This window comes from Arenibacter algicola, from assembly GCF_000733925.1.
Taxonomy (GTDB): domain Bacteria; phylum Bacteroidota; class Bacteroidia; order Flavobacteriales; family Flavobacteriaceae; genus Arenibacter; species Arenibacter algicola.
Map to the genome: position 1 here is coordinate 905179 of NZ_JPOO01000001.1, position 12376 is coordinate 917554.

General features: G+C 39.4%; 11 protein-coding genes. 5 read left to right on the forward strand and 6 right to left on the reverse strand.

Annotated features, from left to right (window positions below; all coding sequences use genetic code 11):
* Positions 1-190: 190 nt before the first annotated feature.
* Positions 191-601, reverse strand: coding sequence for a protein NO VEIN domain-containing protein (locus U735_RS0103835; protein WP_031442557.1), 411 nt, complete (start codon positions 599-601; stop codon positions 191-193).
* Between the two features lie 481 nt (positions 602-1082).
* On the opposite strand from U735_RS0103835, the gene U735_RS0103840 reads away from it, so the two are divergent.
* From U735_RS0103840 to U735_RS0103860, 5 genes are all read left to right on the forward strand, one after another.
* A complete protein-coding gene (locus U735_RS0103840; protein ID WP_031442558.1) occupies positions 1083-1400 on the forward strand; it encodes a hypothetical protein in 318 nt (105 codons plus the stop codon).
* A 126-nt stretch (positions 1401-1526) separates the two neighbouring features.
* Positions 1527-1925 carry a DoxX family protein gene (locus U735_RS0103845; RefSeq protein ID WP_031442559.1) on the forward strand — a complete coding sequence of 133 codons (399 nt, stop codon included), beginning with the start codon at positions 1527-1529 and terminating at the stop codon, positions 1923-1925.
* Positions 1926-1931: 6 nt separating this feature from the next.
* Positions 1932-2357, forward strand: a complete 426-nt coding sequence (locus U735_RS0103850) for a DsrE family protein (protein WP_031442560.1) — start codon at positions 1932-1934, stop codon at positions 2355-2357.
* 2 nt (positions 2358-2359) lie between these two features.
* Complete coding sequence (locus U735_RS0103855; protein ID WP_031442561.1) at positions 2360-4018, forward strand: bifunctional metallophosphatase/5'-nucleotidase; 1659 nt, start codon at positions 2360-2362, stop codon at positions 4016-4018.
* Between the two features lie 11 nt (positions 4019-4029).
* Entirely contained in the window at positions 4030-4662 is a 633-nt protein-coding gene (locus U735_RS0103860) for a TlpA family protein disulfide reductase (protein ID WP_031442562.1), read from the forward strand.
* Between the two features lie 260 nt (positions 4663-4922).
* Here U735_RS0103860 and U735_RS0103865 read toward each other — a convergent pair whose 3' ends face one another.
* From U735_RS0103865 to U735_RS0103885, 5 genes are all read right to left on the reverse strand, one after another.
* Positions 4923-6077, reverse strand: coding sequence for an IS256 family transposase (locus U735_RS0103865; RefSeq protein WP_455550044.1), 1155 nt, complete (start codon positions 6075-6077; stop codon positions 4923-4925).
* Positions 6078-6258: 181 nt separating this feature from the next.
* A complete protein-coding gene (locus U735_RS0103870) occupies positions 6259-9342 on the reverse strand; it encodes an efflux RND transporter permease subunit (RefSeq protein WP_031442564.1) in 3084 nt (1027 codons plus the stop codon).
* 12 nt (positions 9343-9354) lie between these two features.
* Positions 9355-10857 (reverse strand): efflux RND transporter periplasmic adaptor subunit, encoded by a 1503-nt coding sequence (locus U735_RS0103875; protein WP_031442565.1) that lies wholly within the window; start codon positions 10855-10857, stop codon positions 9355-9357.
* Positions 10858-10878: 21 nt separating this feature from the next.
* Entirely contained in the window at positions 10879-11169 is a 291-nt protein-coding gene (locus U735_RS0103880) for a hypothetical protein (RefSeq protein WP_031442566.1), read from the reverse strand.
* A gap of 18 nt (positions 11170-11187) precedes the next feature.
* Entirely contained in the window at positions 11188-12372 is a 1185-nt protein-coding gene (locus U735_RS0103885) for a TolC family protein (protein ID WP_031442567.1), read from the reverse strand.
* Positions 12373-12376 lie beyond the last annotated feature (4 nt).

Sequence of the window (12376 nt, forward strand, 5' to 3'; positions counted from 1 at the left end):
ATCAATTTTAGGCTGACTTTGGGTTCACTACGTGATGAAGAACTGAATACAGTTTATCTTCAAGTGAATCGAACGGTGCTATAAACAGATTGTAAGAGTTTGATTGAACCCTTTTATTATAATCCCTGTTTTCATTTAAGAAATTAAATAAAGAGGATAGTTTAGAATTCGTTGCTGTATCCAAAATGAATTATTTTTCAAGAGTTACTGTTCCATTGGTATTAACCCAATAATGCTGTATGCCTATCTTGTTCAGTTTAGGAATAATACTTGCTATTGCTTTTCTTATTTGTCCATCCTCGGGATGCACAATGGCAATTTTTGCATTTGGAAACGCAACTTTGGTTTCCAAGCATTTAATGATTACTTTGCCTAAGTGGGTCTTAATCTGTCCAGAGTTGAAATAATCCCGTCGCTTGGTTGGCGAATCTTTATGTGCTTTTGCACCTTTTACCTCTATTAATAATTTTTTGCCATTCTTAACAGCTACAATATCATATCCTCTCGTTTGGCCCAAGCTGAAACTTTCTATTTTATAGCCTTGTTGAACCAAATGAGGCTTAAGTAATTCAAAGGTTCTATTTTCTGTCAGTTTTTCCATTTAAGCTAAAATTTCTCACAAAATAACTGAATTAAAACAATTAGACTTTTTGAATGTGCAGATGGGTTAACGGAATGGAAAGTTAAAATTGGAAATTGTGTCCAAGATCTTTTGTAATGAAGCGCAATTACCGAAAAGAAGTTTTTCAGTCGCTTTTCCTGCACCTACTGCTGCACAAGCCGTTCTGAGGTTGGATGACATCCCGAATTGTTTTCCTACAAGCAACAAAGCAAATATCACAAGTGCAATAAGTGGTGTGGGCTTTCCTCTAATAGTTTGGGCATTTCAAGTGTCAAAAAGATAATCTATTTATTCAAAAAAGCTGTTTCTAATGAGTTTGATTTTCACATAAGTACTTACTCTTTTTGAATTATTTTAGATTAAGTAACATAGGTTACAGACATATTTTAATATTGTTTTTATTTTTGTATCAATTGTGAAATCTAAAACTTACATAGCGTTATTTCTTACATTCATCTTTATGGCGAAATTTATCGTCATTGATGCAAATGGGTTGAACGCTTTGTTCAACGGAAATGACATATCTTTTGTAAAACCTAATTGTAAAAAGAAAAATTCCCCGAAACAGACAAACAAAACAATCGATTTTTCGCAAGTTAATCTTAGCGCGTCACAAGTTATTATGTTAAGTGGTATTTGTACCTCGCAGTTTCATTTTGAACTTTTCTCTTGGGAAACAAATATTTTAATACCTTCAGCAATTTTCAACGAACATTTTTCTTCAATATTAAGTTATCGCTATTTAGATAACGATTCTCCACCACCTCGTTTGGCTTAAATCCATTACTTTTTAAAAACTAAAAGTCGGTGCTGCCGTAATATTTTTTCGAGCTTAAGCAATTAAATCAAAGGAAATAGTACGGCTAGACACCGCACAAAATCAATTTTATTTAACGTATTTATAATGACGACAAAAATTTTAATCAGTCGCCGTTCCATACAACTATTACGCATATTGGTGAGCGGCATATTTATTGTTGCAGGTTTTAATCACTTGTTTAACATAGAGAAAACTGCCAAACGTATTGAACAAGCCAGTTTTAAAGGTATTGCCTATTTCTTTGGCGAACCTCAGTGGCTAATCATTATCTCTGGTATCGTAATGCTAACAGCAGGTTTTATATTCTTGATAGGATATAAAACCAAATGGGCGGCAATAGTTTTGATGGCGGTTTTAATACCCATCACATTAACGGTTCAAGTAGGGCAAATTACAACCCTTGGACCACTCTTTAAAAATATAGCAATTCTCGGTGGACTTCTTTTTTTTATACTGAATGATACCAATAACCTTTTAAAATAAATAAAAATGAAAACAATTTTTAATAGTACAGTAGTAATAGTAATGACTCTTTTTACGAGTTGTAGTTCTTTAGGGCAAAACACTGTAGATACAAACAAAAATAATTATGTGGTACTCACTAAAAAGGTGCCACAATTAGAGCCAATAATTTTAACTGCGGAAGCATTAAAAGAAGTAGATGGTAGCAATTTTGGTCAATTTGAAGTTATCATTTGCGGCAAGGAAATTGGCGATATTACAGATAGTTCTAAAATGAACAACTTTATAGAGCGAGCTGAAAATGCTGGTGTACAATTGGTGGCCTGTGGTTTTTCGCTCAATAAATTCAAGGTTGATAAAACGAAAGTACCCAAAGAAATGAAAACCGTCGAAAACGGTATTCTATACAACCTTCAACTTCAGAAAAAAGGATATAAAAGTTTAAGCCTATAATTATGAAAATATTTAAGAAAAGTTTCATTGCAGCTCTTTCGATAATTGAAATACTATTGGTTTTGGTCTCGTGCAAAACAGCAAAACCGAATGGAATGGGAACAAACGATCCTGTAGGAGACACCTTGAGCATTACTGTGTTACAAACTGCCGATATACACGGACAGCTTGATACACATCCCGAACTTTTTTGGGAAAACGAGAACGTACTTTTTAAAAATCGTGGCGGTCTGGCCAATATTAAGACGCTCTTTAAATTGGAACGACAAAAAAATCTCAATAGAACAATTATTGTTGATGGTGGCGACTTAATACAAGGCAGTGGTTACACGGCTCTGTCTGAAGGTAAGGTAATGCCAGAACTCATCAAAAATATGGGCTATGACGTCATCATCCCGGGTAACTGGGAAGTGGTGTACGGCAAGGACATGATGATAGATGTGATGCAGGGATATGGCACGGATGTCATTGCACAGAATATGTACCACGAAAAAAGCGAAGAACTTTTGTTTCCCGCTTATTCTGTTAAAGAAATAGAAGGTGTTCGTATTGGGTTTATGGGCATAAACGATCCTGATGTTCCCGTTAGACAAAATCCAATTTTTAGTAAAGGGATTGCCTTTAGTGGTCTTACCAATGATTTGAAAAAGCAAGTGGATGATTTAAAGGTCAATGAAGACTTGGATGTACTTTTTTTAGTAACGCATCTTGGTGTTTTTAAACAGGTAGAACTTGCCAACAATACTATTTCAGAAAGTGTAGATTACATATTAGGGAATGACACACACGAGCGCGTGCGCAAACCTATACAAGGCAAATTCGCAAAGGTTACCGAACCGGGTGCATTTGGTTCTTTTGTTGGTAAACTTACCTTGCATTTTGTGGATGGCATATTGGTGGATGATGATTATGAACTTATTGATGTTGACCCAAGGATTTTTCCAGCTGATAAGGAAGTACAGGCGCTTGTTGATAAGGCAAAAGCGCCCTATGAAGACCATTTGGAAACAGTGATTGGGTACACCGAGACACCTATTTATCGCTATCTTACCGTTGAAAACCCTATGGATAATATGATTACCGATGCCGCACGTTGGAAAACTGGTGCTGATATTTCTATCTCAAACGGCTTTCGATTTGGTAGCCCTATTGTTCCGGAAAACGGAAAGCCTGCACCTATTACTCGTGCAAATCTTTGGAATTTACTACCTGTAAACGAAAAAGTAAAAACAGGAAAGGCGACTGGTAAACAAATAAAAGATTGGTTAGAAAAGGAAATGCACCATGCCTTTTCCCAAAACCCAACCGAACGTTTTGGCGGCTGGTTGGTTCGGTTCTCTGGAATGAAGGTTAATTTTAATAGTCAAAACGAACGTGGAAACCGTATCTCAGCAATAATGGTCAACGGCGAGCCTATGAAAGATGACGAATTCTACACGATTTCTGCTTGCGTACGACCAGGCGACCCAATAGATAATTTGTGCAGGATGTCTAATGTGAAAGATGTGGAAGTAATGGATTATACCATTCACGAGGTTGTTGAGGAATATCTCAAAAAAAATTCGCCAGTTTCGCCCACCTTGGAAGGAAGAGCCTATTGCGAATATCTCGGCACGTATTCCTTTTCGACCGTACCCAAAACAAACTATAAATTTCAATAAAAATTAAAGTTATGAATACTAAGAAAGAAAATAAGAACAAAAAGAAAACGTGGATTCAATACGGAATTTTTGCCATAGTGGCCCTTACACTTTACGTAACTGGTTTACATACCGAAGTTATAGGTTTCGCGCAACGCGGATTACTTGCTACAGGTTTGATGAATCCTGATGTAGAAGAAATTGCGCAGGTAAGAAACAATGACAAGAACGATGATAAGGCATCAATGCCAAATCTTACCAAATCAGATTTAAACCTAAAATTGATTGACGTTGAAGGCAAAACAAGCTCATTGAAAGAATTTAAAGGCAAGGTCATATTTTTGAATTTTTGGGCAACTTGGTGTCCGCCTTGTATTGCCGAAATGCCGAGCATCGATAAATTGCACGAGGAAATGGGCGATGAAGTTGCTTTTGTATTATTGTCATTCGATGATGATTTCGAAAAGGCTAAAGCTTTTGATAAACGTAAGGGATATGATTTACCCATTTACTCTCCTACAAGTAATCTTCCCGCTATGTTTCAATCATCCGCCTTACCTACAACTTATGTAATTGATGCCGATGGAAATCTGGCTTTGACACATAAAGGTATGGCCGATTATGAAACGAAAGATTTTAAGGGGTTTTTAAGAAGTTTGAAGTAGGATATGTATAACGGACTTAATTTCAAAGATATAAATTGGTAATAAAGGGTTTCTTCCCGGATCATCGGAAAGGGTTAGCAGAATGGAAAGCTAAAATTGGGGATTGTGTCCAAGATAATTTGTAGGGAAGCTCTTTGCCCGTAATGTAACTTTTCGTGAAATTTAGGGGAATGTGCTGAGTAGGATTATAAAATTAATACATAAAAAACGACACTATCCCTTAAAGTGTGTAAATTAAAAAACCGAGGGTTTGACTTTTTTTAAAGTTGGACCCTTTTTTCAAATATAGTCAAAAACTGATTTAGGATTATTCCCCAGTTCCTGATTGGCATGGACCATTTTTTCGTGGCCTCCCTTAGAGCTAGAAAAGTGGACTTCATAACTGCTTCATCTGTAGGGAACGAGAGCTTGTTCTTGGTGTATTTCCTAATCTTTCCATTTAGATTTTCAATAAGGTTGGTGGTATAGATAATTTTTCTGATCTCCAAGGGGAATTCATAAAAGGTGGTAGGCTCTTCCCAGTTGTCCCTCCAGCTTTTAATGGCATAGGAATATTTGTGCTCCCATTTTTCGGCAAAGTCTTCCAGGGCGGCCTTTGCTGCGCTCTGGGTAGGTGCATCGTAAATGTTCTTCATATCCTTTGTAAACTCTTTTTTTTCCTTCCATACCACGTATCTACAGGCATTTCTGATTTGATGGACCACACAGATTTGGGTCTTGGACTCCGGGAACACGTTCTTGATGGTATCGGTAAAGCCGTTCAGGTTGTCAGTGGCGGTAATGAGCAGGTCCTGTACGCCCCTTACCTTGATATCGGTCAGTACGGACATCCAAAAGGCAGCGGATTCGTTCTTGCCCAGCCACAGCCCCAAAACCTCTTTTTTACCGTCCCGGCGAAGGCCAATGGCGATGTACATGGTCTTGTTGATGACTTTGGAGTTCTCCCTTACCTTAAAAACGATGCCGTCCATCCAGGTGATCAGGTAAACGGGGTCCAGTGGCCTGTTCTGCCATGCTACGATGTCATTGGTCACCTTGTCCATAATACGCGATATGGTGGATGTGGAAACATCAAAGCCGTAAACCTCCCGGATCTGCTCTTCTATGTCCGAATTGCTCATGCCCTTGGCATACAGGCCAATGATGACATTCTCTATCCCATCGACCATATTGGTACGCTTGGGGACCAGAATTGGGTTAAAGGGGGCCTCCCTGTCACTTGGGACTTTTATGTCCGTCTCGCCCAGTGAGGTCCTTACTTTCTTTGAAGCATATCCATTTCGGGTATTGCTCTTATCGGATTGTTGGTGCCTATCATAATCCAAATGAGCATCAAGCTCTCCTTCCAGCATTTTTTCAATGCCACGTTTTTGGATGGATTTTAGAAATGAAGTGAGTTCGTCCCTGTCTTGAATTGCTTTAAAAAATCGTCGTTTAGAAAATCTTCTTTCTTCATGAGTGTATAAAATTTAAAATTAAACAAAAAAAATATCGGGGGTCGCGACCCTCGATATTTTTTACTTTACACACTTATTGAGATACTAACTAAAAAACCTTCCAACCGTGGTATGAGGTTTTTAATTTGTAATCCGTTTGCTATTTTTTCCTTTTCAGAACCAACTTATACACACAAGGAATTACCACCAAATTCAAAATAGTAGCTGATAACAAACCGCCCAAAATGACAACTGCCATAGGGCTTTGAATTTCACTACCGGGTTCGCCACCTTTTAAGGCCAATGGTATCAATGCCAGACCTGTGGTAAAGGCTGTCATTAATATGGGATTCAATCTATCTAATGCACCTTTCTTTATCAATTGAAAGCCTTGGATTCCTTCTTTTCTTAAATCCTCGTAACGTGAGACCAAGAGAATACCGTTTCGTGTGGCAATACCAAACAAACTGATAAAACCTATGGTCGCTGCAATACTTATGATACCTGAAGTAAAATACACAATCATGATACCACCAATCAAGGCCAAGGGTAAATTGATCAATACCACGAACGCCAGTTTTACGTCCTTGAATTCATAATACAATAAAAGGAAAATGATAGCTACGGCGATGATGGCTGTTATTAAAAGCAATTGTGATGCTTTTGATTCACTTTCGAACTGTCCTCCATATTGTACACGATAGCCTTCTGGCATATTTACATTGTTGCCCACGACTTCCTTTATTTCGTTAACAGCACCACGTAAATCCCTGCCTTGAACATTGGCGGCGACCACAATCTTTCGTTGTACATCTTCCCGATTGATGGTGTTTGGACTGCTTACCGATTGAACGGTTGCCAAGTCGCCCAGCGTGGTTTGTCCACCATTTGGTAAACTAATCAAGGTTTTGTTGATGTTCTCAATATTGTCCCGAAACGGTTTTTCATAGCGAACCACCAAATCAAAATATTGCTGACCTTCATAAATCTCGCCCGCTTCTTCCCCCGCAAAAGCGATATCTACTTGTTCCATTAAATTGCCAACTGTCATTCCATAAGCCGAGAGAATTTGGCGTTTGGGTTTAATACGAATTTGAGGCACTTCAATTTGTTGGTCAACCGCAACATCTGCCAGTCCATCAATATCCTTGATGTTCTGTTCTACGCTTTTACCAACTTCAAACAGTCGCTGTAAATCTGAACCAAAAATCTTTATGGCAATATTGGCCCGTGTACCTGAAAGCATATGGTCTATACGGTGGGCGATGGGTTGCCCCAAAGTAATGTTGACACCTGGTGCAACGCTCAAATTGTTTCGGACTTCTTCAAAGAATTCTTCTTTTGTTTTGTCCTCAAGCATAAAGGGCACATCAATTTCCGAAGCATTGACACCTTGTGCGTGTTCGTCCAATTCGGCACGGCCTTGTCTTCTTGTAACGACGGCTACTTCGGGCATATCCAATAGTATAGTTTCGATTAATTTACCTGTCTTGTTGCTTTCTTCTAAAGACATTCCTGGTGGACCGACTACACTTATTACCAAAGAGCCCTCGTTAAATTCAGGAAGAAAACTCCTTCCCAACTGTGTGACCACTAAAAGACTTAACAGAAAGGCAATCACAGTTACGCCAATAATGGTTTTGGGTATTCTTGTGGCACGTTCCAAAAGGTTGCCATAATGCTTTTGTAACCATCGCTCCACGCGTGTACCTTCTGCCTGCTTGTTCAAAAGTTTTTCGTTATCCAACAAATAGGAACATAGAATAGGCGTGACGGTTACGGCAACAACCAACGAGGTCAAGACCGAAGTCACAAATGCTATTCCCAGTGGTTGCAACAAACGACCTTCCATTCCGCTTAAAAAGAACAAGGGAACAAATGATACAATAATAATTAGGGTTGCAATAATGATGGAACTTCTAATCTCTACCGAAGCATCACGCACTACTTTTATGGTCGATTCCCGCTCCGATTTCGGTTTTCTGATGTTTTCGCGCAAGCGTTTATACACATTTTCCACATCGATGATGGCATCATCTACCAATGCTCCTATGGCAATGGCCATACCACCCAAACTCATTGTATTTATGGTGTAACCCAGCCATTTTAATATGATGATGGAAACCAATAATGAAATAGGGATAGCCAGCAAGGAAATAACGGTAGTCCTCCAATTCATTAAAAAGATGAACAGGATAATCATTACAAAGAAAGCTCCTTCTAAAAGAGTCATATTTAGATTACTAATAGAAGCATCTATGAAATCTGACTGCCTAAAGATTTGACTTTTGATGTTGACACCTTTGGGCAGGGTTTTTTGCAAATCTGCAATAGCTTCGTCCAAGCGGTCTGTCAGCTCCAAGGTGTTTACATCGGGCTGTTTAGAAATGGTCAGAATCACAGCGGGATTTGCGTTTAATGAACCATCGCCAATTTTATCAGCTGCACCAATTTGTACGGTTGCAACGTCTTTGATCTTAATAGTTTGACCATTCACTTCTTTAAGAACCGCTTCTTGTAATTCTTCCAGCGCATAGGCTCTACCGCTTCCCTTAATGATGTACTGATTGCCATATTGATTGATGACACCACCGGGCGCATTTTGATTTGCTTCCTTAACGTGTTCTACCAATTCTGATAGGCTCACGTCGTAATACTTCATCTTTTCGGGATTGGCAAATACTTGGTATTGTTTGTAATCGCCGCCAATGACTACCACATTTGCAATACCGCCTATGGCTTTTATACGCGGCCTGATGGTCCAGTCGGATAAGGTTCGCAGTTCCATTGGTGAAAGGCTATCCGATGTCACTCCCAAGAGCATTATTTCGCCCATAATGGATGAAATAGGTGCCATCGTTGGTGCTCCTATGCCTTCGGGTAGGTTCTCTCGAACCATCGGGATACGTTCGCTCACGATTTGTCTGGCACGGTAAATATCCGTTCCCCATTCAAATTCTACCCAAACAATGGAAACACCTGCCGCCGATGAGGAACGGATTCGCCTTACATTGGGTGAACCGTTTAAGGCAGTTTCCAGTTGATAGGTCACTAATTTTTCTACTTCTTCAGATTCCATTCCGTGGGCTTCGGTAAGAATGGTTACCGTAGGTGCCGTGAGGTCTGGGAATACATCCACGTTCATAGTACGCGCATAATAGATTCCCAAAACGCTCAATGCAACCGCTCCCAAAAGAATGAGCAATCTGTTTTGAAGTGAAATTGATAATATTTTGTTTAGCATTTCTCTTTGTTTTTAATGTTCGTGGCCGTGCGCCGGTGTAGAACCGGACATTGAAGCCATTTTAACTTGATACGCTCCAGTTGTTACCACCACTTCGCCCACTTGCAGACCTTCTAGTATCTCTACATTTTTGCCATTACGCTTTCCAATCTTGACAGGTCGTCTTTCAAAACTTTCGCCTGATAGTTGAACGATAACTGAATAGCTTCCATAGTCTTCCAAGAGAGCATTCATAGGAATCATTGTGTTCTGTGTTGCATTTCCCATCGTTATCTGAACAGGTGTTAGACTTCCTATTGGCATATCGACGGTAGCATTGACTTCTGCAAAAACAGAAATCAAAGGGTTTTCACGTTCCACGTCCTTACCAATCGAAAGGATTTTGCCTTCGGCATCAGTTACGTCTTTCCATTGGTTATCATTATCCTGATACCATATACCTTGTACATTGCCCATCGCAAGTCCGTAGTTGGGTGCTAATTGCGCTTTTAAAACTCTGGATTGATGCGTCCCAACGGTTACAAGTGTAACACCTTGTTCTACATAATCGCCATTTGAAACAGTTATGGATTTGATAAAGCCATCAAAAGGTGCTCGTATTTGTTTACTTCCGCCCGATACACCGGATACCAATGATTGATAGTTGGCTTTGGCTATCTCGAAACTGCTCTCTACTTTTTCAAATTCAGATTTTGGGACTATTTTGGATTCGTATAGCTCTTTCTTCCTTTCATATTCCGATTTGGCCTGTTGGAATGTCGCTTTAGCAGAAGCGATATCCGTACTTAAATTATTGGATGCCAATCCTTGACTGTTCAAGCTCATCAACAACTGACCCTGTTTTACCGCTGTACCTTCCGTAAGGTTATTTACCTTAAAATCTACCACACCATTGGATTTTGCCGCCAAGGACTTGGTTGAACCTTGCGATGGCATCCAAACACCGGACGTATTGATGACATCGTAAATTTTACCCGAAATTACAGGTGCGGTCTGAAAATCGATTTTCCAAGCTTGCTCCTTTAAGAACGAGATTCCTGCATCATCTTCTTCCGTACCCAAAGTTTTTATGGCCTCATCCGTGGTGGCATATACCATTACATCATCAATGGAAATTTTATCTGAATATTTTGGTGTTGTCAATTCAAAAACCAATTGATAGTTTCCAGCTTCTTTCGGTTGTATGGCAGGCGAAAAAATACCTGGTGACGAAGGCGCATTTGCCTTATTTCTGATGCCCTTTCCATCTTTTATTAAACTGACCGTTACAGAACCTTCACGAACGGGCTGGTGTTTATCCAAAACCGTAAAGTGGGCTGCGAATTTACTTCCGTTACCTACTATAAGCGCAGGAAACTCAACAAAGAGTTCTGTTTTATCCGTCCAGACAGTATAGCTCAATCGTGGATTTTCTTCGCCCACGTGACTACCATCTTCATTATGTGCGTGTGCGTCTTCTGACTTGTTATTGCATGACATTGCCAAAAAGGCGAGCACTATTATTATATATTTCATCTTTCGTATGTATTTGATTTTTTAATGGTCGTGGTGTTCAGAACCATCTTCGTGTTTGTGGGTATCAGAATCATCATCTGAATGGTTGCCGTCAGAATCGTGGTCGTGACCGTGGTCATCTGCCTTTGTTCCCATAGAATCTTTTCCTACTTCAAATTCTTCTTGTTCTATGTCTTCCTCGTGCATATGGCTTCCATCTTCATTGTGTTCGTGACCGTGGTCATCTGTACTCTCTTTTTTTGCTTCCCTACAACTGGTTACCAAAAAAGTTGATGCGATTGCTATTGCGAATATTGTTTTTGTAATTTTCATAATCTTTGTTTTTAAGGTTTATAAAGTATGTTTTAATAATTGTGCCTGTAATAATTGTACTTCCTTTTCCATTTGCAGCATTCTGTCAGATGCATTACGGTAGAATTGAAGCTCCACATAGTAGTCCATAAACGAAAATTCGCCCAGCATATAGGCCTTAAAGAGCAGTTGTTCGCTGTTTAAGTTGGCCATTGTGGTTTGATACTCATTGTATTTTTCAAGCATCAATTCGTATCGGTTGTATGTTTCCTGAAATTGGGTATATAGCGAAGCGGTAATGACTTGAGTATTCGATTTTTGGTACTCATAATCGGCTTTGGCCGATTTTACCTTGTTCTTGCTATTCCACAACGGAATGGAAAGACCACCATAAAAACCCGAAAAATTACTGCCACTAACACCTTGATAATTGTAACCAAGTGCCATATTGGGCAATACCTTGTTTTTTTCCAGTTTTACTTTTTGAAGCGAAGCCGTTTCAGTAACCTTTAAACTTTGTAAAGAAGGGTCGTTTGCCAACTTTTCTTGCCAAAGCGTTTCTACCGTAGCCACCTCGATAGGTAAATCGATACTTGCTGTAAAGCTATCAATGGCATTTCCGCCGTTCAAGGTTTTGAGTTTGGACAGTACAATTTGGATTTCACTATCAATCTGTTGAACAACGAATTGCTCGTGAATCCAAGCGATTTTCGCCTTGTTCAAATCCAAAATACCGACTTGCTCTTTATCATAAAGCTCTTGAATCTGGTCAAAAACCTGTTTGCCCTGGGTTCTTCTTTTGGTTTCAATGGCTTTCTGCTTTTGAAGGAAAACGAGTTTAATCAATACCGATTTTGCTTCCAACAAAACTTCCTGCCGCTTTTTGGCATAGGACGTTTGCAGTTGTATCGACTTTAAGTCGTTCCATTTACTGCGTGAACCATAAACCGTCGGAAACTCGAAGGATTGCGATATTTCATATTCGGAATAATTCCCCGTTGCGTTATCGCCAAATGGCAAATTATAGCCTGAAAGCTGTGGGTCGGGTAAATTATTGGCGCTCTTGTTTTCGAGCTGTTGACTTTCAATGAACGATTGATAGCCTTTTAACTCTGTGTTGTTCTGTTCTATTTCGTTAAGCAATTCCCCAATGTTTTTATCCTGTGAGAAACCATTAACAAAGAACAGGCATCCGCAAATCGCGGATACGATATATTTTTTCATTGTT